The organism is Streptomyces sp. NPDC060000, from assembly GCF_042737375.1.
Taxonomy (GTDB): domain Bacteria; phylum Actinomycetota; class Actinomycetes; order Streptomycetales; family Streptomycetaceae; genus Streptomyces.
The window spans coordinates 1-21,465 of the sequence record NZ_JBHWUU010000121.1 but is presented as its reverse complement, the minus strand read 5'-3'; the positions used below and the strand labels follow the sequence as shown (position 1 = coordinate 21,465).

General features: G+C 71.3%; 23 protein-coding genes. 12 read left to right on the top strand and 11 right to left on the bottom strand.

Going from position 1 to position 21,465, the window contains the following annotated elements; translation table 11 throughout:
• Window positions 1-64: 64 nt before the first annotated feature.
• Window positions 65-1,246: an elongation factor Tu gene (gene tuf, locus ACFWBB_RS39870; RefSeq protein WP_385283321.1), complete on the bottom strand. Its 1,182-nt coding sequence runs from the start codon at window positions 1,244-1,246 to the stop codon at window positions 65-67.
• A gap of 266 nt (window positions 1,247-1,512) precedes the next feature.
• Between tuf and ACFWBB_RS39865 the strand changes: the two genes are divergently transcribed.
• A complete protein-coding gene (locus ACFWBB_RS39865) occupies window positions 1,513-2,073 on the top strand; it encodes a hypothetical protein (protein ID WP_385283318.1) in 561 nt (186 codons plus the stop codon).
• Window positions 2,074-2,077: 4 nt separating this feature from the next.
• On the opposite strand, the gene ACFWBB_RS39860 is transcribed toward ACFWBB_RS39865, so the two are convergent.
• Window positions 2,078-2,806 carry a DNA alkylation repair protein gene (locus tag ACFWBB_RS39860; RefSeq protein WP_385283315.1) on the bottom strand — a complete coding sequence of 243 codons (729 nt, stop codon included), beginning with the start codon at window positions 2,804-2,806 and terminating at the stop codon, window positions 2,078-2,080.
• A 49-nt stretch (window positions 2,807-2,855) separates the two neighbouring features.
• Between ACFWBB_RS39860 and ACFWBB_RS39855 the strand changes: the two genes are divergently transcribed.
• Window positions 2,856-3,665: a TVP38/TMEM64 family protein gene (locus ACFWBB_RS39855; protein WP_385283313.1), complete on the top strand. Its 810-nt coding sequence runs from the start codon at window positions 2,856-2,858 to the stop codon at window positions 3,663-3,665.
• Between the two features lie 52 nt (window positions 3,666-3,717).
• Here ACFWBB_RS39855 and ACFWBB_RS39850 read toward each other — a convergent pair whose 3' ends face one another.
• On the bottom strand, window positions 3,718-4,887 hold the full coding sequence (locus ACFWBB_RS39850; protein WP_385283311.1) for a thiolase family protein: 1,170 nt from the start codon (window positions 4,885-4,887) through the stop codon (window positions 3,718-3,720).
• Between the two features lie 136 nt (window positions 4,888-5,023).
• Here ACFWBB_RS39850 and ACFWBB_RS39845 point away from each other — a divergent pair, with 136 nt between their 5' ends.
• Together ACFWBB_RS39845 and ACFWBB_RS39840 are read left to right on the top strand one after the other, a co-directional pair.
• Complete coding sequence (locus ACFWBB_RS39845; RefSeq protein ID WP_385283309.1) at window positions 5,024-5,494, top strand: winged helix-turn-helix transcriptional regulator; 471 nt, start codon at window positions 5,024-5,026, stop codon at window positions 5,492-5,494.
• 194 nt (window positions 5,495-5,688) lie between these two features.
• The gene (locus ACFWBB_RS39840; protein WP_385283306.1) at window positions 5,689-5,991 is read left to right on the top strand and encodes a hypothetical protein; all 303 of its coding nucleotides are present in this window, start codon (window positions 5,689-5,691) and stop codon (window positions 5,989-5,991) included.
• Between the two features lie 43 nt (window positions 5,992-6,034).
• Here ACFWBB_RS39840 and ACFWBB_RS39835 read toward each other — a convergent pair whose 3' ends face one another.
• From ACFWBB_RS39835 to ACFWBB_RS39825, 3 genes are read right to left on the bottom strand one after another with little or no spacing between them, the layout of a single operon-like run.
• On the bottom strand, window positions 6,035-6,751 hold the full coding sequence (locus ACFWBB_RS39835) for a cupin domain-containing protein (RefSeq protein ID WP_385283303.1): 717 nt from the start codon (window positions 6,749-6,751) through the stop codon (window positions 6,035-6,037).
• Complete coding sequence (locus tag ACFWBB_RS39830) at window positions 6,745-7,674, bottom strand: PmoA family protein (RefSeq protein WP_385283300.1); 930 nt, start codon at window positions 7,672-7,674, stop codon at window positions 6,745-6,747. The genes ACFWBB_RS39835 and ACFWBB_RS39830 overlap by 7 nt, the downstream gene beginning before the upstream one ends.
• A complete protein-coding gene (locus tag ACFWBB_RS39825; protein ID WP_385283298.1) occupies window positions 7,671-8,870 on the bottom strand; it encodes a Gfo/Idh/MocA family protein in 1,200 nt (399 codons plus the stop codon). Before ACFWBB_RS39825 ends, ACFWBB_RS39830 begins: the two co-directional genes overlap by 4 nt.
• A gap of 628 nt (window positions 8,871-9,498) precedes the next feature.
• Between ACFWBB_RS39825 and ACFWBB_RS39820 the strand changes: the two genes are divergently transcribed.
• From ACFWBB_RS39820 to ACFWBB_RS39805, 4 genes are all read left to right on the top strand, one after another.
• Window positions 9,499-10,374: an undecaprenyl-diphosphate phosphatase gene (locus ACFWBB_RS39820; protein WP_385283296.1), complete on the top strand. Its 876-nt coding sequence runs from the start codon at window positions 9,499-9,501 to the stop codon at window positions 10,372-10,374.
• Between the two features lie 168 nt (window positions 10,375-10,542).
• On the top strand, window positions 10,543-10,722 hold the full coding sequence (locus ACFWBB_RS39815; RefSeq protein ID WP_385283294.1) for a hypothetical protein: 180 nt from the start codon (window positions 10,543-10,545) through the stop codon (window positions 10,720-10,722).
• A gap of 199 nt (window positions 10,723-10,921) precedes the next feature.
• A complete protein-coding gene (locus ACFWBB_RS39810; RefSeq protein ID WP_385283291.1) occupies window positions 10,922-11,962 on the top strand; it encodes a hypothetical protein in 1,041 nt (346 codons plus the stop codon).
• A gap of 159 nt (window positions 11,963-12,121) precedes the next feature.
• A complete protein-coding gene (locus ACFWBB_RS39805; RefSeq protein WP_385283288.1) occupies window positions 12,122-12,655 on the top strand; it encodes a GNAT family N-acetyltransferase in 534 nt (177 codons plus the stop codon).
• 372 nt (window positions 12,656-13,027) lie between these two features.
• On the opposite strand, the gene ACFWBB_RS39800 is transcribed toward ACFWBB_RS39805, so the two are convergent.
• Window positions 13,028-13,645, bottom strand: a complete 618-nt coding sequence (locus tag ACFWBB_RS39800; protein ID WP_385283324.1) for a DUF4291 domain-containing protein — start codon at window positions 13,643-13,645, stop codon at window positions 13,028-13,030.
• A 257-nt stretch (window positions 13,646-13,902) separates the two neighbouring features.
• Between ACFWBB_RS39800 and ACFWBB_RS39795 the strand changes: the two genes are divergently transcribed.
• Both ACFWBB_RS39795 and lnt read left to right on the top strand, forming a co-directional pair.
• Window positions 13,903-14,370 (top strand): nuclear transport factor 2 family protein, encoded by a 468-nt coding sequence (locus ACFWBB_RS39795; protein WP_385283285.1) that lies wholly within the window; start codon window positions 13,903-13,905, stop codon window positions 14,368-14,370.
• 105 nt (window positions 14,371-14,475) lie between these two features.
• Window positions 14,476-16,047, top strand: a complete 1,572-nt coding sequence (lnt, locus tag ACFWBB_RS39790) for an apolipoprotein N-acyltransferase (protein WP_385283283.1) — start codon at window positions 14,476-14,478, stop codon at window positions 16,045-16,047.
• On the opposite strand, the gene ACFWBB_RS39785 is transcribed toward lnt, so the two are convergent.
• Window positions 15,965-16,876 (bottom strand): Gfo/Idh/MocA family protein, encoded by a 912-nt coding sequence (locus ACFWBB_RS39785; RefSeq protein WP_385283279.1) that lies wholly within the window; start codon window positions 16,874-16,876, stop codon window positions 15,965-15,967. The genes lnt and ACFWBB_RS39785 overlap by 83 nt on opposite strands.
• Before the next feature lie 182 nt (window positions 16,877-17,058).
• On the opposite strand from ACFWBB_RS39785, the gene ACFWBB_RS39780 reads away from it, so the two are divergent.
• On the top strand, window positions 17,059-17,571 hold the full coding sequence (locus ACFWBB_RS39780; RefSeq protein WP_385283276.1) for a DinB family protein: 513 nt from the start codon (window positions 17,059-17,061) through the stop codon (window positions 17,569-17,571).
• A 111-nt stretch (window positions 17,572-17,682) separates the two neighbouring features.
• Window positions 17,683-18,177, top strand: a complete 495-nt coding sequence (locus tag ACFWBB_RS39775) for a hypothetical protein (RefSeq protein WP_385283273.1) — start codon at window positions 17,683-17,685, stop codon at window positions 18,175-18,177.
• Window positions 18,178-18,219: 42 nt separating this feature from the next.
• On the opposite strand, the gene ACFWBB_RS39770 is transcribed toward ACFWBB_RS39775, so the two are convergent.
• The 3 genes from ACFWBB_RS39770 to ACFWBB_RS39760 all read right to left on the bottom strand — a co-directional run bounded on the left by ACFWBB_RS39770 (window position 18,220) and on the right by ACFWBB_RS39760 (window position 21,235).
• Window positions 18,220-18,732, bottom strand: coding sequence for a hypothetical protein (locus ACFWBB_RS39770; RefSeq protein WP_385283270.1), 513 nt, complete (start codon window positions 18,730-18,732; stop codon window positions 18,220-18,222).
• Window positions 18,733-18,855: 123 nt separating this feature from the next.
• On the bottom strand, window positions 18,856-19,548 hold the full coding sequence (ung, locus tag ACFWBB_RS39765; protein WP_385283268.1) for a uracil-DNA glycosylase: 693 nt from the start codon (window positions 19,546-19,548) through the stop codon (window positions 18,856-18,858).
• Between the two features lie 103 nt (window positions 19,549-19,651).
• Entirely contained in the window at window positions 19,652-21,235 is a 1,584-nt protein-coding gene (locus tag ACFWBB_RS39760; protein WP_385283265.1) for an ABC transporter substrate-binding protein, read from the bottom strand.
• Window positions 21,236-21,465: the final 230 nt, after the last annotated feature.

The window sequence follows — 21,465 nt, the reverse complement described above, 5'->3', positions numbered from 1 at the left end:
GTATTCGGCCCGCCGCCCCACGCGTACCCCGGCCGCGTACCCCGGCCGCGCGGCTCGGTCCATCTCACAGAACGGCTGTCACCGTTCCCGCGCCCACGGTGCGTCCGCCCTCGCGGATGGCGAAGCCGAGGCCGGGCTCCAGCGGAACCTCACGACCCAGTTCGACGGTCATGCCGACCGTGTCCCCCGGCCGCGCGACCGGCATCTGCCCCAGGTCCACATCCCCGACGACGTCCGCCGTACGGATGTAGAACTGCGGCCGGTAGCCGGTCGAGACGGGCGTCGTCCGACCGCCCTCGCGCCCGGAGAGGACGTACACCCGCGCCGTGAAGCGCCGGCTGGGCACCACGCTCCCCGGCGCCACCACCACGTGTCCCCGCCGGACGGCGTCCCGGGGCACCCCGCGCAACAGCAGCGCCACGTTGTCCCCGGCCTGCGCCTCCTCCATCGGCTTCCCGAAGGTCTCGATGCCCGTCACCACGGTCTCGACTCCCGCGCCGAGCACCTGGACCTGGTCCCCCAGGCGGAGCCTCCCGCGCTCCACCGCGCCGGTCACGACCGTCCCCCGGCCGGTGATGGTGAGCACGTTCTCCACGGGCAGCAGGAACGGCGCGTCCAGGTACCGCTCGGGCATGGGCACATAGGTGTCCACCGCGTCGAGCAGCGCGTCGATCGACGCCGTCCAGCGCGGGTCGCCGGCCAGGGCCCGCAGCCCCGACACCCTGACGACGGGCGCGGAGTCGCCGCCGTAGCCGTGCTCGGTGAGCAGGTCGCGGACCTCCAGTTCGACGAGGTCGACGAGCTCGGCGTCCTCTCCGTCGTCGACGGCGTCGGCCTTGTTGAGCGCGACCACGATGTGGTCGACGCCCACCTGGCGGGCGAGCAGGACGTGTTCGGCCGTCTGCGGCATGATCCCGTCGAGCGCGGAGACGACGAGGATCGCCCCGTCGAGCTGCGCGGCACCGGTGACCATGTTCTTGACGTAGTCGGCGTGGCCCGGCATGTCCACGTGCGCGTAGTGCCGGGTGTCGGTCTCGTACTCGACGTGCGCGAGGTTGATGGTGATACCGCGCGCGGCCTCCTCCGGGGCCCGGTCGATGCGGTCGAACGGTACGAACGTGCCGGTCCCGCGGGCGGCGAGGACCTTGGTGATGGCGGCGGTCAGGGTGGTCTTGCCGTGGTCCACGTGCCCCATGGTGCCGATGTTCAGGTGTGGTTTGGTCCGCACGTAAGCGGTCTTGGGCATGGCTGTACCTCGAAGCGTGTCCGTAGGAAGTGGGGACCCCGGAAACCTGACCGACCCTCCCCCTGCGGGGTCCGCCGGACGATCCGGAGAGGGTCAGCTTCGGGCGCCGTCGACAGCGGCCACGAGGAGCGGGACGGCAGCCTTCGGCGTATCCGCGGGGGCGGATGCTGCGAGGAGGAAGGCGTACCGGAACATGGTGCCGATCATTGCCGACGGTTCGTTCGGCGTCGAATGGTTTTCGCCGGATGGGGAGGGTTACGGTCCTGATGACCGACATGAGCGGGACGGAGGCGTGGGAGCGATGGTGGCGGCTGCTGCCGGAGGGCGTCCGTGAGCAGGTCGACGGCTTCGTCCTCCAGGACGCCTGGTTTCGGGCGGTCCGCGTCGCCTGGGAGGCCGGACGGGCCCACGGTCTCGGCCTTCAAGAGGCTCAACTCGTCGTCGGCGAGCGCTATTCCCACCACGGCGACCGCATCGCCCGGACCCCCGACGACCCGTTGGACCTGGATTCGCTGAACGCCCGCGCGTCCGGTGCGCCGGGCCGTGTGGCGGCGATCGAGGCCGTCTGGGACGGGGACACGGTCCACGACTGGTTCGTGATCCTGTACGCCCTCACCGCCGACCCGGAGGGCGAGCAGCCGCTGGCCACCATCTACCGGCGCACGGCGAAACCGCACCTCGCCGGTACGGATCCGGCCCTGGACCATCCCTGCGCGGCCGTCGCCGACCAGGTGGGCAGGGCCCTGGCGGCACACCTGTCGGTGCCCTTCCACTTCGCGAGTCCGCACACCCCGGACGACGAGGCGCCCCGCCTGCGGCTCCCGTGAACCGCTAGGCCGGGTCCCCGATGTTCTTCAGCGCCTCACGCACCGTCAGCGGGGCGAACCGTTCCCGCTCGCGGGTGACAAAGGTGCGGACGGCCGCCGGGTCGGTCCTCGCGTACTCGCGCAGGGCCCAGCCGATGGCCTTGCGGACGAAGAAGTCCGGGTGGCCGGACCGGTGCAGGCAGTAGGCGAAGAGGCGGTCGGTGTCCGTGCGGTCCTTGCGGCGGAGCTGGTGGAGCAGGGCGGTGCGGACGACCCACAGGTCCTCGTCGGCGATCCAGGCGTCCATCTCGGCGCCGAGCCGGCGGTCGGCCGCGACGAGCGTGCCGACCACGTGTGCGGCGAGCGCGTCGACCGTGTCCCACCAGGACGTCGTGGTCACCAGCCGGCGGGCCACGGGCAGGAACGCCGACGAGAGGCGTGGCGCGTACCGGCGCAGGTAGTCGACGCCGAAGTAGTGGTACTCGCGCTGCGGCAGCGCCCAGCAGCGCAGCGCGATCGCCGTGCAGTCGCCCTCGTCGGGGCGCGGCGTGCCCGCCAGGACGGTGCGCGACAGGGCCCGGCGGGCGGGGGTGGGGAGGCCGAGGAACGGGGCGACGCCCTTCATGTACGCGTGCATGGCCGCCGCCCGGCCCGGGTCGGCCGCGGCCTCGTACGCGGCCGTCAGCCGCTCGAGCACGACATCGGCGAGAACGCTGTCCGGCGCGCCGTTCGTGTCCGCACCTGTGACGGTCATGAGACGAACCATACGGCGATCACACATGTCCGTCGGTTAGTGTCGCGGGATGCTCGATGCCACCACCCGCTCTGGGGGCACCGCCACGGCCTCTCCCCGGGCCACCGCCACGGAGCTCGTCGTCCCCGCGCTCGCTCCCGTGCCCGTCATCGCGTCCGTCGCTCCGGCGGCCGCAGCACCCACCGGCCTCGCCGCGCGCTGCACGAGAGTGCTCCTCTCGCCCTGGTCGCGTCTCGCGCTGCTGGTCACGCTGCTCGCGGCGGCCGCGTCGAGCGTGCTGCTCTTCGAGCCGCAGAAGCTCCTCACGGACGGCTGGCCACCCCAGTTGGGCGGCGCCTCGGCGGCCGCGGTCTTCGCGGTGGCGTACGGCCTGTGCACCGTGGCGTTCGTGCCGCGGCCGCTGCTGAACCTGGCCGCGGGCGCGTTGTTCGGCTCGCAGTGGGGCATCGGCGCGGCCATGGCGGGCACGGTTCTGGGAGCCGGGATCAGCTTCGGGCTCGGTCGGCTCCTCGGACAGGACGCGCTGCGCCCGCTGTTGCGCGGTCGGCTGCTCAAGGCGGCGGACGGCCAGCTCAGTCGGCACGGCATGCGCTCGATGCTGGCGGCCCGTCTGTTCCCGGGGATCCCGTTCTGGGCCGCGAACTACTGCGCCGCCGTCTCCCGCATGGGCTGGCTGTCCTTCCTGGTGGCGACCGCCCTGGGCTCGGTCCCGAACACCGCGGCGTACGTCGTCGCCGGCGCCCGTGCCTCCTCCCCGACCTCGCCGGCCTTCCTGATCGCCATGGCCTGCATCACCCTGCCGGCGCTGATCGGCGCGGTGGTGGCCTGGCGCAAACGCCACCACCTGCGCCGCCCGTAGCCGTAGCCGTCGACCGTCGACCGTCGACCGGCAGTCCCCGTCCGCCGGGCCGTTACACGGATTCCAGCACCATCGCGTTGGCCAGCCCGCCCGCCTCGCACATCGTCTGGAGGGCGTAACGGGCGCCGCGTTCCCGCATCGCGTGGACGAGCGTGGTCGTCAGCCGGGTACCGCTCGCGCCGAGCGGATGTCCGAGCGCGATCGCGCCGCCGTGCACGTTGACCCGGGCCAGGTCGGCGCCGGTCTCCTGCCGCCAGGCGAGGACGACGCTGGAGAACGCCTCGTTGACCTCGAAGAGGTCGATGTCGTCGAGCCGCAGCCCCGCCCGGCGGAGCACCTTCTCGGTCGCCGGGATCACGCCGGTCAGCATCAGCAGCGGGTCCGAGCCGGTGACGGCGAAGCTGTGCAGCCGGGCGAGCGGGCGCAGGCCGAGCCGGGCGGCGGTCTCGCCCGAGGTGATCAGCACCGCCGACGCGCCGTCGTTGACCGGGCTCGCGTTGCCCGCGGTGACGTTCCACTCGATCTGCGGGAAGCGCTCGGCGAAGTCCGGGTCGTAGTAGGCGGGCCTGAGTCCGGCGAGGATCTCCGGGGTGCTCCCGGGCCGTACGCACTCGTCGCGCGAGACGCCGTCCAGGGGTGCGACCTCGGCGTCGAAGAGCCCCCGTTCCCAGGCCGCGGCGGCCTTGTGGTGCGAGGAGACCGCGAAGGCGTCCATCTGCTCCCGCGTGATCGACCACTTGGCGGCGATGAGTTCGGAGCTGATGCCCTGCGGGACGAGCCCCTCCGGGTAGCGCGCGGCGACACCGGGGCCGAAGGGGTCCTTGCCGGGCGGCACGTTGGACCACATCGGCACCCGGCTCATCGACTCGACACCGCAGGCGACGACGAGGTCGTACGCACCGGAGATGACGCCCTGGGCCGCGAAGTGCACGGCCTGCTGGGAGGAGCCGCACTGCCGGTCGACGGTGGTCGCGGGGACCGTCTCCGGGAAGCCCGCCGAGAGCAGCGCGTAACGGGTGGTGTTCATGGCCTGCTCGCCGACCTGGTCGACGGTGCCGCCGATGACGTCGTCGATCAGCGCGGGATCGACGCCGGAGCGCTCGACGAGGGTGCGCAGGGTGTGGGCGAGGAGTTCGACGGGGTGGACGTGGGCGAGGGAGCCGTTCGGCTTGCCCTTGCCGATCGGGGTGCGTACGGCTTCGACGATGACTGCGTCACGCATGTTCGGGGCCTCCATGACGAGCACGAGCAGCGATGACTACTGGTGAGTAGGAAATCCGGACTCACCATAACCCTGCGAGTTGGAAAACCCAACCCACTCGGGTCCGGTTTTCCAACCCTCCCCTAGACTCGTCGCCATGGCCGCCCCCAAGAACCCGCGCCCCTGCTCGATCGCCGACACCCTCGCCGTCGTCGGCGAGAAGTACTCGCTGCTCGTCCTGCGGGAGGTGTGCCTGGGCAACAGCCGCTTCGACCAGCTGGTGCGCAACATCGGCGCTCCGCGCGACATCCTGGCCACCCGGCTGCGCCGCCTCGTCGACGCCGGGATCCTGACCAGGCGTGCCTACAGCGAGCGCCCGCAGCGCTTCGAGTACCTGCCCACGCAGGCGGGGCTCGAACTGGAGCCGGCTCTGATGACACTCATGGCGTGGGGCGACCGCCATCTGCGCAAGGACGACGACCGTCCCATGGTGCTCGAGCACATCTGCGGCAACGAGCTGATGCCGGTGGTCACCTGCTCGGCCTGCGGCGACCGGGTACGCCACGAGGACCTGGTCGCCCACCCGCAGGCACCGGGCTGGACGGTGACAGGCCCGTCGGCCGCCTGAAGCCGCACCCCGCCGTGCACCGGCTGCCTTGGTTCCGGTCAGCCCGGTGACGACTCGACCGCCCGGCCCGCGGCCTGCCGGCCGCTGCAGAACATGCGCACCGCCTCGCCCGACCCGGGCCCCGAGGCGTTCGCCGGCCTCCTCGCCTTCCCCGGAGCGGGCCCCACGGCGGCTCCGCCACCACCATCGGCCTCATGGCGTACGACCAGTCCCACGCCGAGGGCGTCCTCGACGGACTTCGCACGGCCCTGAAGAGGTGCACCGCCTACGAGGGGGGCGTGCCCGCTCGCACCACCGCCAGGACCACCACCGCCCCCGACGCGGGCGACGACGCCGTCGCGTTCACTCCGCGGCCCCAGGGAGACGACGCGGACGCGTTCGTGGTCGTACGCAGCGGCGCCACGGTCGTCCTCTTCCGCACCGCGAGCGGCACCGGCTCTCCGGCTGAGGTGCCGCAAGAGCTGATCACCGCGCAGCTCCGGAAGCTCCAGGCCTGAGAGCCGTCCGCTGCGGGGGCCGCGGCGCGGTCATCGCCCGGCTCTACGGCAGCGGGTACACGTCCAGCCATCCGCACATCCCGAACTTCCCGTGCGCCGAAGGCCGTTCGGCCCGTACGGCGGCCTCGGCGAGGTAGGACGCGTCGCCGCCCGAGAGTCGGTCGAGCTGCTCCCCCGTGGCCTGTGCGGCCGACCGGGCACCGCTGAGCCAGCGCTCGCGCCACTCGGCGAGCCGGGGCTCCACCAACGCGGCGGCGGACCGGTGGAAGGCGGCCAGGGCCGCCGGACCGTCCCGCGCCTCGCGCAGCGCCCGGTAGCCCTCCAGCGCGAGATCGCGCCGGGCACGGGCGATCCGGGCCTGCTCCTCCCGCGGGACGTCGGCCGGGATCACGGTCGCGGCGGCGTACGTCCGGGGGTCGGCGAGATACTCCGGCGGCAGGGTGAGGACCGCGTCACCGGCCTCCGGCAGCCCGCTGTTCTGCATGAGAACGGTGATGCGCAGGTCGTCCTCGTTGATCAGCCGGTGGATGGTGCCCGGCGTGAACCACGCGACCGTGCCGGGTTCGAGGGGCGTGACCTCGTAGCCTGACGACGTCAGGGTGTGCACCGCACCGCGCCCGCCGGTGACGACGTACCCTTCCGAACACGTCAGGTGCATATGGGGAGTTCCGCCGCGCAGGCCGTCGGCGGCGGGCCAGTCGTACACCCGCAGCCGCGAGACGGCGACCCCACCGGGCAGTCCCCCGAACCCGCTCACCACGGATGCGCCTCCAGGTACTTGGCGATCTCCTCCCGCTTCCAGGCACCGTCGGCCACCACGACGCGGTAGCGGCGGGTGAGCGTGTCGCCGGGGGCGAGCTCGAGTTCGTCGAAGAACGCCCAGGACGGGGCGATGCCCGCGAAGGGCTCGTTGCGGACGAACCAGTGGGCCGGGTGCGTCCCCCGTGCACCGGAGTGGTCGTTCTCGGGGGCGTGCGCGAAGACGACGGTGGCGTGACCGTCGGTGCCGTCGTGTTCGCCGGAGAGGGCGAGCCAGGGGCTCTGCGAGGCCATCAGACCGGGGCCCTCATCCTCCGGGCCGATGATCCGGCCGTCCCGGAAGGCGCGCGGGCCGCGCCAGAACAGCCCCGTGTAGCCGGCCAGCTCCCGCCCGGCGGTGGTCGGGCTGCCGAAACGCAGCGGCTCGTCACGGCGGTTGGTGACGGCGCTGGTCCAGGTCAGCGACCAGGAACCGGAGTCCGGGTCGACGTCGTGCACCTCGATCCTGCGGGCCTCCTCGGCCCACAGCTCACCGCTGTGCGGATGCCAGGTCAGCCGCTCGGCGATGACTACCCGGCCGCCGTCGGCCGACACCTCGTCGAAGCCGACGTGCGCCATCGACCCGACCCGCTCGGGGAGTTCGAGATACCCCTCGCCGTGCACGTACGAGTTGCCGCCCCACAGATTGGCGCCCGAGAGGTGCGAGGCGGTCAGCGACAACCCCTTGTGCCAGCGGTGGTCGTTGGGCCGGTAGTCGGTGACGACGTCACCGGCGAGGGTCCGCAGCGGGTGGATGTACGGCCGCGGCGCCTCCCACGCGGCCTCGGGGCGGTAGACGTAGGCGAGCAGCTCGACGCCGGTGGCCGGGTCGGTCACCGTGACGCGGTCGCCGTGCGCGTGGACGAGACGCAGGTCGCCGGTCACGCGGGCACCTCAGCCTTCGTCGCGGCCGGGTCCGTCACCGTGGGCACGGCCGCCGTGGCCGTGCCGGGGGCCCAGCCATCGGCGCCGCCGTGCATGGCGGTGTAGTACGGGTCACCGGGGCCGATCTCGCCCCGCCTCACCGTCATGTCGGTGAACGCCGACTTGTACAGCGCGGCGATCAGCTCCAGGCTGGTGCGCCCGTCCGCGCCGCTGCTGCGCGGCCGCCGGCCGGCGCGCATGCTCGCGACCAGCTCACGAAGCTGCGCCAGGTGCGAGCTCGGGACGTCCGGGCCGAAGTCCTGCCAGGCCGCCGCCCGGCCGCCCGGGACGTCCGGGGCGGGGGTGATGTGCCAGTTGGCGTTGGAATGACCGTAGAGGTGGGTGAGTTCGACCGTGGCGTGCTCGCAGTCGATACGGATGCGGCTGACCTCGTCGGGACTCAGGACGCTGTTGACGACCGTCGCCATGGCCCCGCTCTCGAAGCGGACCAGAGCCGTGGACACGTCCTCCGTCTCCACGTCGTGCACGAGCCGGGCCGCCATCGCGCGCACCTCGCTCCACGGCCCGAGGAGGTCGAGCAGCAGGTCCATCTGGTGGATGCCGTGACCCATCGCCGGACCGCCGCCCTCGGTCTGCCAGCGACCGCGCCAGGGCACCGCGTAGTAGGCGGTGTCGCGGTACCAGGTGGTCTGGCAGTGCGCGACGAGCGGCCGCCCGAGGGCCTGCTCGCCGAGCAGTCGCCGCACATGCCGCGTCCCGGATCCGAAACGGTGCTGGAAGACGATCGAGGCGTACGGCCCGGCCGCCTCGCCCTCCTCCGCCTGCACGGCGTCGTAGTCGGCGAGGGTCGGCACCGGCGGCTTCTCGCACCACACCCAGGCGCCGGCCCGCAGCGCGGCCACACTCTGCTCGCGGTGCAGGGTCGGCGGGGTGCAGATGGTCACCAGGTCGGGGCGCTGCTCCGCGAGCATGCGCTCCAGGTCGGTGTACGCGTGCGGGACCCCGCTCTCCGCGCAGAAGGACTCGACGGCGGTGGCATCGATGTCAACGGCCGCAACGACCTCGGTCTCGCCCTCGGCGGCGAGCTGCTGGAGGGCGGGCAGATGGGAGCCGCGCCCGATGGCGCCGATGCCGATGATGGCGGCCCGGATACGCCGGCCCGCGAGCCCGTCGGGCAGCGGAGTGGATGGGGGCATGGGCGTGATCAGCACTCCTCCGACGTACGGCCGAACGACCGGGCGGGCCAGCAACCGAGGGGAAGCGTGCAGTACGCGCACGCAGCAAGCGCTTTCCCATCAGCAGCAACGTATGCGGCGGCCAGGCGGCCGGTCAACCATGGGAACGCCTCTCCGGCGCGGCGGTCGCGCGCGCTGCCGATGGATCGGGGTCGGCTCTGTCGACGGAACGGGCCGGTACCGCCGAGGGAACGAGGACGCTGCCGCCGACGGAACGAGGGCGGTACTGCCGAGGGAACGAGGACGCTGCCGCCGACGCAACGAGGTCAGTACCGCCGACAGAACGAAGACGCTGCCGCCGACGCAACGAGGTCAGTACCGCCGACGGAACGAGGACGCTGCCGCCCGGCAGGACGCCCGCGTGACCCGCGCGTGCCCGTCGTGCGAGAGCTGCGTGTCGCTCACGGGGCGGGGTCGGGGGCCGTCGGCACGGGAGGCGGGGTGGCGCCTGCGAAACCCCTGTGGCGGGGCTGTCATCCGGGAACGCTACGCTTCCCCCCGGCACGCACTTGATCACCGGATCACCGCGCGCGACGGGCCTGCCGTCGCCGTCGCCCCTCTCCGATCGGCACTTGGACTCCGTAACCTCATGTCTTGGTTTGAATCCCTCATCCTCGGACTCGTCCAGGGGCTGACCGAGTTCCTCCCCGTCTCCTCCAGCGCGCATCTGCGGCTGACCGCCGCGTTCTCCGGCTGGAAGGACCCCGGCGCCGCCTTCACGGCGATCACGCAGATCGGCACGGAGGCCGCGGTGCTGATCTACTTCCGCAAGGACATCGGGCGGATCATCTCCGCCTGGAGCCGATCGCTGTTCGACAAGACGTTGCGCAAGGACCACGACGCCCAGATGGGCTGGCTGGTGATCGTCGGCTCGATCCCGATCGGCCTGCTGGGTGTGACGCTCAAGGACCAGATCGAGGGCCCCTTCCGCGATCTGCGGATCACGGCCACGATGCTCGTCGTCGTCGGCATCGTGATCGGCATCGCCGACCGGCTGGCGGCCCGCGACGAGACGGGCGGCAAGCACCGCGCGCCCAAGCAGCGCAAGACCCTGGAGAACCTGGGCGTCAAGGACGGCCTGATCTTCGGCCTCTGCCAGGCCTGCGCGCTCATACCCGGCGTCTCGCGCTCCGGCGCCACCATCAGCGGCGGCCTGTTCATGGGCTACAAGCGTGAGGCCGCGGCCCGTTACTCCTTCCTGCTGGCCATTCCGGCCGTACTGGCCTCCGGTGTCTTCGAGTTGAAGGACGCGGTGGAGGGCGGCCACGTGGCATGGGGCCCGACGATGTTCGCGACGGTGATCGCCTTCGCCTCCGGATACGCGGTCATCGCCTGGTTCATGAAGTTCATCAGCACCAAGTCCTTCATGCCGTTCGTCTACTACCGGGTCGCGCTCGGCATCGTCATCATCGCCCTGGTCGCGACGGGCTCACTGAGCCCGCACGCGGCGGAGTCGGCGGGCTGACCGCCCTCCACAGCCACAACTCGCCCTGACGCCACGGCCCGCCTGTCACAGCTCGCCGGAACGCCCAGTAGGGCCGGCGCAGTTGATCGATCAGCCGTGACCAACTCCATATCCGTGCGCGTAGCCGTCCGGTGGCGCACTGTCAGGGCTTGCGCCTACGCTTGGCTCATGTCGCCCAACCCTGAGCTCTCTGGTTCCGTGCGGTCCGCCGCCGAGTTAAATGAGCGGATCCGGGCCCTTTGGCTGCGCGCGGGCGGTTCGCTCTCCGCGCAGGAGCGGGCGGAGTACGAGCTGCTGGTAGTGGAGTGGGCCACCGCGATCCGCGGTGAGGTCGTCACGGCGGCCTGAGCCCTGGCCCGCCCCTTCGGCGTCTCCTCCGCCCCCTCGGTCTTCCCACCGCTCCCTCGGTCTTCCCACCGCCCCGTCGGCCTTCCTCCGCCCGCCCTCGGCAGAGCGGGATCTCCGGATCGGCGTCGCTCACGTCAGCCGGTAGGCGTACCAGCCGTTCGCTCGACGTACCGCTCCCCGTGTCGTCCCGCTTCGGCTCGTGACCGTCCGTTACGCTCGCGTCGCCACAACGGTCACGATCTTCATGGAGGGCAGGACGGCGACGATCAAGCGTGAGCGCCTCGTCAGAACACTGACGTTCTGGCTGCGTCCCGCCTTCGCGCTGCGCGTCGTCAACCGGTTCCAGAAGATCGTGGGTTTCGACCGGTCGATGGCGCTGGCGTCCAGCGCGTTGACCGCATTGGTCCCGTTGTCCGTCCTCATCGGCGCCCTCTCCAGCAACTTCGTGCACTACGACGTCGCGGAGCGGATCATCAGGCGCTACCACCTCACCGGAGCGGGCGCCACTGCGGTCGACTCTCTGTTCTCTCCCGCGGAGGACAACGGTGCGAGCGTGGGCATCTTCGGGACCCTGTTCCTGACGATCTCGATCCTCAGTTTCGCCCGGGCCGCGCAGCGGCTCGTCGAACAGACCTGGGAACTCACCCCGCTCAGCGTGCGCAACACGCGCAACGGCCTGTGGTGGATCCTCAGCCTCGCGGGCTACGCGCTGTGCACTGCCGCGCTCACCGCGCTCCTCGGCAGAGGCGGACTGGGCCTGGTCGCCTCGGTGTGCGAGGTACCGGTGACCGCCGCGTTCCTCGTCTGGAGCGGCCGGCTCCTGTCGGCGAAGCGGGTCAGCCGGTCGGACCTCCTCCCCTTCGGCGTCACCGCCGCCGTTCTGACGGCGGTCTACACGGTGGGCGCGGCCGTCTACCTGCCGCGTCTGTTCAACTCCTACGCCGCGCGCTACGGGGTGGTCGGAGCCGTCTTCGCGATGATCTCCGCGCTCTTCGCGGCCATGCTGGTCATGGTCGGATCGTCGGCGCTGGGACGCGAGGTACGGGACGAACTCGAAAGGATCCGTCAGGGCCACCGCCCTTCCGACCACGAGGTCCGCCGGCAGTGGGACAGCATGGTGGAGCAGACCCGCTCACAATGGCGCACGGCACGCAAACAGATCTCCCGTCATCCGGCAACGGAGAGCAAGATCAGCACGGACACCAAGGACACCAGAGACACCAGGGACACCGACCGCTGACGAACCCGCGACGGTGACGGTCCCGGCCCTCACTCCCAGCACCGGTGCCGGACCACGGCGGGTGCCGGACCACCGGGGGGTGCCGGATCACGGGCCAGTGCCGGACCACGGGGGGTGCCGATTACCGGTAAGGCTCCAGCCGCGGGCAGGATGGTCACCATGACCGAGATCCGTACCCCCCGCCTCCTCCTCCGTCGCTGGCACGACGACGACCTCGTCCCCATGGCCGACATCAACGCCGACCCGCAGGTCATGCACTGGGTCGATGACGGTTCGGTCCTCGACCTGGAGGAGACCGCGGAAGCCATCGAGCGGTGGGAGGAGGAGTGGGACGAGGAGGGCTTCGGGCTCTTCGCCGTCGAACTGCTGGCCTCGGGTGAACTGGCCGGCTTCACGGGCCTGTCCATGCCCGGGTTCCTGCCGGAAACACTGCCGTCGGTGGCCATCAGCTGGCGGCTCGGATCACAGTTCTGGGGTCAGGGGTACGCGTCCGAAGCCGCCCACGCGACGCTGGAGTTCGCGCTCCAGGACCGTGGTATCAACCGGGTGATCAGCATCATCCGGCCCGGGGACGACGCCTCCGAGAACGTCAGCCGCAAGCTCGGCATGGCACCGGAGCGCGAAACGACCCACCCGGTACACGGATTTCCCCTGACCGTTCACGCCATCGACCTCACCGAGTTCGTCGGCTGAACCCGCCGAACCGCCGGAGCGCGGCCGCCGCCGGACGGCTTCGGGCCGCACGAGCCCGGGTCCTCCGACAACCGCGAGACGGCCGCACCGGCCGTCTACGGCTGGGGTGTGATCCCTGGGGTGAGGTTACCCTCCGGTCACTTGACCTGCGGGGGGAGGGCCTGCAGCACAGTCCCGCAATGTGATCGGACCTGGCCCGGACGATCACGAAAAGGCAAGAGCCGAACGCTCGAAAAGCCGGTCCGCGGGAACTGTCCGCCCTCGGGCGTGACCATCGTGGCCTTGCACGCTCCGCCCGGCCGTACGCCCGATCTCGGCGGGGCTCCCTTCGGCCGTGGCCGGAAGAACACGGTGATGAGGGTGAGCAGTGTTCTAACGCCGCAGGTGGGCCAGTTCCTCCTCCGCCACCGGATACGGCCGCTCCTGCGGCAACAGCGCGGTCGCACGGCCGAGTTCGCCGGCCCGCACGTGCGCGTGCACTTCTGTCACCAGTGGCGTCACGTCCTCGATCCCGACGATCCACTCGTCCGCGTACCGCACGGTCGCCTCCCCCGCGAGTCCCAACTGCAGGGAGCGGTGGGGCAGGGGATCGAGGTGCAGATCGCGTTCCGGATCCCACTGCACCCGCGCCGGCGACCGTTTCAACCGGCGCTTCCAGTCCGCCTGATCGGCGTGCAGCTCGGGCACGTAGTGCGACAGACACGCATGCCGCAGCGCCCACTCGAAACCCTCCCGGGTGATCTCGACGGCCAGGACGGTCTCCTGCCCCTCCTTCGTGGCCCATCCGCAGCGGTACATCATCCACAGGAAGCTGGGCTTGATCCATGTCATGCGCTCGCGGCTCCACGCCGAGGGGAAGCGGCCGGTGCGGGCGGCCGCGTTGCCGATCTCCGGGCGGTACGCCTGGTAGACGGTGATCGTGGACTCGGTATGGACGGCGCGTACGCGGAACTTGGGTTCCCGCTCCGCAGGTTGGTCATTCGGGTTCATCGTGCTGTTCGGGTCGTTCACGGCAGCAGCCTGACCGCCCGTCCGTCCGTGAGGCCACCGAATTAACCCGCGGCGCAACGCCTCGCAGTGCCCCGCAGCAGCCCGCAGCACCCCGCAAGGCCTCGCATCGCCGCCAGTACCCCGCATCACCCGCGGTATCGCTCGGCACCCCGCGGCCCATCCCCCGTCGATGCCGATGCCGGATCGATCCCGTACAGACCTTGGCTGCGCACCTCGCATGCCCAACACTCAGGCCCATGACGCAGCGTGTGGAGCTCGCCGCCGTGATGGACCGGCTGGCCGTGGACGGGTTGATCACCGACTACGCGGTGGCGGTCGACGACGGTGACTGGACGGCGTACCGGGAACTGTTCACGTCGGACGGGCGGGCGGACTACCGTTCGGCCGGCGGTATCGAGGGGGAGGCCGGGGACGTGGCCTCATGGCTCGCGGAGAGCATGCGGGTGTTCGCGATGCGGCAGCACCTCATCGTCAACCGCCGGGTGAGCTTCGGCGTCCTGGAGCACGACACGGGCGACGAGGCCCGGGTCCAGGCCGACTACGTCAATCCGATGCGGTTGGCCGACGGCCACGACGACTCGGCGGCCGGTGCGCCGGACTTCGTCTGCGGCGGCCGGTACGGCTTCGGTCTGGTGCGGACGGCCGACGGATGGCGGCTGCGCGAGGTGGTCGTCCGGGAGAAGTGGCGGCGCCTGCCCGGCTGAGGCGGGGGCGCAGAGGGGCCGGCGGACCGAGCCGGAACACGCCCTGTCGGAGATCGTCCGAGACGCGCACAATGAAGGCACCCATCGCGGGTAGGGAGGTGCCCTATGAAGACGTTCGGACACTGGCTCACCTCCCCCTGGCGGCGTACGGCCGTCGCGGCCCTGGCAGGCGCGCTGCCCGTGCTCGCGTTCCCCGCCCCCGCTCTGTGGTGGTGGGCCTACCTCGCGCTCGTCCCGTGGATCCTGCTCACCCGCTCCGCGCCGACGGGGAGACGGGCCGCGTACGACGGATGGGGCGGCGGGTTCGGTTTCATGCTGGCGATGCACCACTGGCTGCTGCCGAGTCTGCATGTGTTCACCCTGGTCATAGCCGCGCTGCTGGGTGCCCTGTGGGCTCCGTGGGCGTGGCTGGTCCGCCGGTTCCTGGCCAAGGACGTGATCCCCACCCGTGGGCGGGTGTTCGCCGCGCTGCTGGTGCTGCCCTCGGGCTGGCTGGCGATCGAGCTCGTCCGCTCCTGGCAGGGGCTCGGGGGGCCCTGGGGCATGCTCGGCGCCAGTCAGTGGCAGGTGGAGCCCGCGTTGCGGCTCGCCTCCGTGGGCGGGGTGTGGCTGCTCAGCTTCCTGGTGGTGGCGGTCAACGTGTCGGCCGCCGTCCTGGTCTCCGTTCCGGCCTCCCGTGCGCCCGCCGTCGCCGGTCTCGTCGCCACCGCCGCGACGGCCTCGGCCGCGTGGGTGTGGGCGCCGCGCCCCGACGCCGACGGGCAGACCCGGATCGCCGTCGTCCAGGCCGGCGTGATCGACGGGCCCGACCGGCGCTTCGACCGCGAGGAGCAGCTGACCCGGCGTCTGATCGGGCAGGACGTGGACCTGATCGTCTGGGGCGAGAGCAGCGTCGGACACGACCTTGCCGAGCGGCCGGATCTGGCCGGGCGTCTCGCGGAGTTGGCCCGTGTGACCGACGCCGACATCCTCGTCAACGTCGACGCGCGGCGCTCGGACCGGCCCGGTATCTACAAGAGCTCGATCCTCGTCGGCCCGGGTGGCCCGACCGGCGACCGGTACGACAAGATGCGGCTGGTGCCGTTCGGCGAGTACATACCCGCCCGCTCGCTGCTCGGCTGGGCCACCTCCGTCGGCAAGGCTGCCGGCGAGGACCGGCGGCGCGGCACCGGACAGGTCGTGATGAACGCCGGGCCCGGGCTGCGCATCGGGCCGATGGTGTGCTTCGAGACGGCGTTCCCCGACATGAGCCGGCACCTCGCCGAGGACGGCGCGGACGTGCTGGTCGCGCAGTCGTCGACCTCCTCCTTCCAGTGGAGCTGGGCACCCGCGCAGCACGCCTCGCTGGGCGCGCTGCGCGCCGCGGAGACCGGGCGGCCGTTCATCCACTCGACCCTCACCGGCGTCTCGGCCGTGTACGACCCGAGCGGTCGGCGGGTCGGCTCGTGGCTGGGCACGGACGCGAGCACGACGGCCGTCTACGACGTCCCGCTCGCCGACGGCGTCACCCCGTACGTCCGCTACGGCGACTGGCCGGTCCAGGTGGCCCTGCTGGTGCTCATGGCCCTGGGGCTCACGGAGGGGGCGCGGGCGGTCAGGCTGCGGAGGACCGCTCCCGCACCGCTCGTACCACCCGCTCGCACAGTTCGTGAGTCGCCAGCGCGTCCCGGGCGCTGAGCACCCTGCCCGCGCGCACGGCGTCGAGGAAGGCGAGGACCGCCTGCTCGATGCCGCGCTGCCGGGCCACCGGCACCCAGTCGCCGCGACGCCGCACGGTCGGCTGCCCCTTGTGGTCGATCACCTCTGCCAGGTTGACGACCTGGCGCTTGGTGTCCTGTCCGGACACCTCGAGGATCTCCTCGTTCGAGCCGCTGAGCCGGTTCATCACGCCGAGCGCGGTGAAGCCGTGTCCGGCGAGCTGGAGGACGACGTGGTGCAGCAGTCCGTCCTCGACGCGGGCGCGCACGGTCACGTCGTCGACCGGGCCCGGCACCAGGAAGCGCAGGGTGTCGACGACGTGGATGAAGTCGTCGAGGATCATCGTGCGCGGATCCTCGGGCAGCCCGACCCGGTTCTTCTGCATGAGGATCAGCTCGCGCGGATGGTCGGCGCACTGCGCGTAGCCGGGCGCGAAGCGCCGGTTGAAGCCGACGGCGAGGGACACGTTCCCCGCCTCGGCGAGCGTGACGAGCCGCTCGGAGTCGGTGAGTTCGTAGGCGAGGGGCTTGTCCACGTACGTCGGGACGCCCGCCTCCAGCAGCCGGGAGACGATCTCGGGGTGGACGGCCGTGGGGGCGTGCACGAAGGCCGCGTCGAGGCCGGCGGCGAGGAGCGCGTCGAGGTCGTGATGGCGTTGCTCGCGGGGGAGGCGGAGGCCGTCGGCGACCCGGTCCAGGGTGGCCGGCGTGCGGGTCTGGAGATGGAGCTCGACCCCGGGCAGCGCGCCGAGCACCGGCAGATACGCCTTCTGCGCGATGTCGCCGAGTCCGACGCAGCCGACCTTCATGAGCGCTCCCTCACTGCCTGCCGCGTTTCCTGTCGCAATGCCCGTCCCCTTGCCAGTCTCACCACCTGGGCCCACCCGGTCCACTGCGTACGGCAGCATACGGGCCCCTCCCCGCTCGGCTGCCGCCGGTCCGCGGCGAAAACCCGTGGTGCGGCGGGGCCGCCAACAGTCACCATGCGGGGATGACGACGCGACGCACCGAGCCCGCTCAGAACGCAGGCGAACGCACCATGCTGGAAGGGTGGCTGGACTACCACCGGCAGACCCTGGCGTGGAAGTGCGAGGGGCTCACCGACGCGCAGCTGCGCACCGCCTCGGTGCCGCCGTCCGAGCTGTCCCTGCTGGGTCTGGTGCGGCACATGGCGGAGGTGGAGCGCAGCTGGTTCCGCAGAGTGCTCGTGGGCGACGGCGCGGACCCGATCTACTGCAGCGACGAGGACCCGGACGGCGAGTTCCACCTCTCCGAGCGGGACACCTGGGCGGAGGCCTTCGCCACCTGGCAGGCCGAGATCGAGGTGGCCCGGCGGTACGCGGCGGACTTCGAGCTGGACGAGCTCTCCCGCGGCCCGAGCAGGTTCACGGACGAGCCGTTCAGCCTGCGCTGGATCTACACCCACATGATCGAGGAGTACGCCCGGCACAACGGCCACGCCGACCTGATCCGTGAGCGCATCGACGGTTCCGCCGGGGACTGACGTCAGCACCGGTCGGCCAGCTCCACCGAACGGGGTACGAGATCACCCGTCCGGGGCAACCTGCGCCTCTGCGCTGTCGCTTCGGCGGACGGAACCGCCAGAGTTGCGCGGGTGCATCGAACGACGACGACTACCGCGACACTCCTGGTCACCGTGGCCGTCTCGGCCCTCGCGGGATGCGTGACCATTCAGCACCCGGCCGCCCCCGGTCCGGTGGTGGCACCGTCCCGGCCTTCCGGGCCGCGACCGGAAGGGCGGGCCGAGGTGCAGGTCGTGCAGGCGCCGGCCCGTGAGGCGCTGGAGATGGTCGGGCCGTCCCGCGGACCGGAACCGGCGGCACCGCAGCAGCTGCGGCGGACCCCGGCGGTTCCGGGGGCCGGCGGGGCCGGACAGCCGCCCTCGCCCCGTTCCCGTCCGCACAGCCGTCCGTACACCCGGCCGGAGCGTCCGGAAGCCCGGCGGCACGCGCAGCCGCGCGCGGAGGTCCCGGACGCGCAGGAGGAGGTAGGCGGGAACACGGATGTGTGCGCCCTCGGCAAGCGGTACGGCGGATGGCAGGGTGACAGTCCGCAGGCGTCGATCTGCCGGCAGGCCTACGGGCGGTGAGGGCTCAGGTGGCGCCGGTGCCGTGGGACCGCCTCACCGCTCTCACCACTCCCGCTCCCACTCGCCGCGGCCCTCCCACTCCCCCCTGTCCTCGCCCTCGTCGTGGCCCTGCCCCAGTCTCAGTTCCATTCTGCTGATCGCCGCCCGTACACCGTCCCCGTAGCTGTCGTCCCCCAGGGCCACGGCCGCCGTGCGTGCCCGGCGCACATGGGTACGGGCGGCCTGGGCGCGGCCGAGTTTGACGTAGTCCGCCGCCAGGTTGAGGTGCAGGGACGGATAGAGAGCCCGTACCTCGACCGAGCCGACGTGCTCCTCCGCCGCCATGAGCGCCCGCAGGTCCCACGCCAGTTCGTCCGAGGGGTCGTCGTGGGTGTCGGCCAGGTAGTGGGCCAGAGTGCAGCGGTGCAGCGGGGCGCCGTCCTCGCCGATCTCCGTCCACAGGTCGAGGAGCCTGCGCCTGGCCTCCTCGCGGTCTCCCCCGTGGTGCAGCATCACGACCTGCCCGATCCGCGTCAGCAGGGCGTCCGGCACCGTCTGCCCCTGTCGCTCCGCCACCCTCGGCCTCCTTGCGTCGTTACGACGACGCTAGCCGCAGGCATCCGCGATCCCGGTCAGGCGGCACCGTGCCGGTCCGACGAGGAACCGGCCCGGCGGCAGGCCACTGGCACTCGGGGCGGATCAGACCTGGTCGGCCAGGTTCGGGATCGTCCAGTCGATCGGCTCGTGGCCCTGCTGCGCCACCGCCTCGTCGATCTGCGTGAACGGGCGGGAACCGAAGAACTTCTTCGCCGACAGCGGCGAGGGGTGGGCGCCCTTGACCACGATGTGCCGGGTCTCGTCGATGAGCGGGAGTTTCTTCTGGGCGTAGTTGCCCCACAGGACGAAGACGGCCGGGTCGGGCCGGTCGGCCACCGCGCGGATCACCGCGTCCGTGAACTTCTCCCAGCCCTTGCCCTTGTGCGAGTTCGCCTCGCCGGAGCGGACCGTGAGGACCGCGTTGAGCAGCAGGACGCCCTGCCGCGCCCATGGCATCAGGTAGCCGTTGTCGGGAATCGGCGTGTCCAGCTCCGCGTGCATCTCCTTGTAGATGTTCCGCAGGGACGGCGGGATCTTCACTCCCGGCCGAACCGAGAAGCACAGGCCGTGCCCCTGGCCCTCGCCGTGGTACGGGTCCTGGCCGAGGACGAGCACCTTGACCCGCTCGTACGGCGTCGCGTCGAGCGCGGCGAAGACCTCCTCGCGCGGAGGGTAGACGGGACCCGCCGCCCGCTCCTCCTCGACGAACTCCGTCAGCTCCTTGAAGTAGGGCTGCTGGAGTTCGTCGCCCAGAACCCCGCGCCAGGACTCGGGCAGCATGGCGATGTCGGTCACGTCAACGTCCTTGCGTCGTGCGGTCACTTGCAGAGCACAGAATTTACAGGCGACCACTGACATTGATACTCGTAACCGGCGCCGCGCACGGTCTGGCGACGGCCTACCAGCTGGTCTTGCGCGTCAGCTCCCACATCATCATGATCGTCGACGGGTCCAGGGACCGCTCTCCGCCCGCGACCTCCTCGGACGAGGCCAGGTACTGCTTGCCCTGCCACAGCGGCAGCAGCCGGGCGTCGTCGACGAGGATCTGCTGGGCCTGCTCGAAGTCCTCCACGACCTTGGCGCGGTCGCTCTCCTCGCGGGATCGCGGCAGCAGCACCTGCGTGATCTTCTTCGCCGGGTAGGGCGTACCGAGCGCGTTCTGGTCGCCGACGAAGGGCGCGACGAAGTTGTCCGGGTCCGGGAAGTCCGGGGCCCAGCCGCGCCCGAACACCGGGTACTCGCCCTTCTGGTAGCCGACCACGTAGGTGTTCCAGGGGCGGCTCTTCAGGGTCACCGAGAACAGGCCCGAGGCGTCGAGCTGCCTCTTGATCTCCTTGAACTCGAGGGCGGTGTCGGAGCCGTAGCGGTCGGTGGTGTACCAGAGGGTGAGCGGGACGGTCTCGGTGATCCCCGCGTTGGTGAGGATCTTGCGCGCCTTGGCCTTGTCCGGGTTGCCGAAGGAGTCGAAGAAGCCGGTGGTGTGGCCGGTCAGACCGGACGGGACCATGGAGTACAGCGGCTCGACGGTGTCCTTGTAGACCTCGTGGGCGATCGCGGCCCGGTCCACGACCTGGGCCACGGCCCGGCGCACGGCGACCTGGTCGGACCACGGGTCCTTGGGGTTGAACACCAGGTAGTTGATGTTGCTGCCGGCGGCCTCGATGAGCTGGAGACCCTCGTTGGCGGCGCTCTTGCCGTCCAGGTCGACGATGTCGTCGGCGGCGAGGCCCTGGTAGGTGATGTCGATGTCGTGGCCGCGCAGGGCCTTGACCATCTCGCCGGAGTCCTGGAAGTAGCGGATGGTCACCGCGTCGTTCTTGCGGTCGGCGAAGCCCTCGTAGTTGTCGTTGCGTACGAGTACGGCCTGCTTGCCCTCCTCGTACGACTGCAGCCGGTACGGTCCGGAGCCGACGATGCCGTTCTCCTTGCGCAGGGCCTTCGCCGAGTAGTCGTCGGGGTCGACGATGGACATGCCCGGGGTGGCGAGCACGAACGGGAAGGTGGCGTCGGCCTCTTTGAGCCGGAAGAGCACCTCGTGCTCTCCCTTCGTCTCGACGCTGTCCAGGCTGCCCAGCAGTCCGTTGGGGCCGGTGGCCGCGTTGATCGTCCTGATCCGGTCGATCGAGTACTTCACGGCCTTCGCGTCCAGCTTGTCGCCGTTGGAGAACTTGAGGCCGTCGCGCAGTTCGCACTTGTAGACGCGGCTGGTGCCGTCCGTGAAGACGCAGGACTTGGCGGCGTCCGGCTGGGGACTCGTCGCTCCATTGGGGTAGCTCAGCAACGTCTGGTAGATGTTGCGGAACAACTCCCAGGAGCCGTCCCAGGCGGCGGCGGGATCCAGCGTGCTGGGAGCACTGGTGGTGCCCACGACGATCGGTCCGGCGTCGTCGGAGCTCTCCTGTCCCAGGAGGCTGCATCCGGCCACCAGGGATATGGACACGATCGCCGCCATCTGCTGCAAGGATCGGTTCCGGTTGAACACGCGCACGCTCCTCGATCTGCCATGCCAAGGGTTGGCAGACCATACCGCAGCCCCAGGGGGCGTGAACCCGCGGCCTCGCAGCGTTCTTGATCACTTCGGGAGTGACGACGTTGTCATCGCCCCGGGTGACGCCCGAACGTCGACACGGGGGGGGGGGGAGGGGGGGACCGCCCCCCGGGGGAGGGGGAGGAAAGGCCCCACAGGGGGGCGCGCCCCCCGGGGGACCCCCA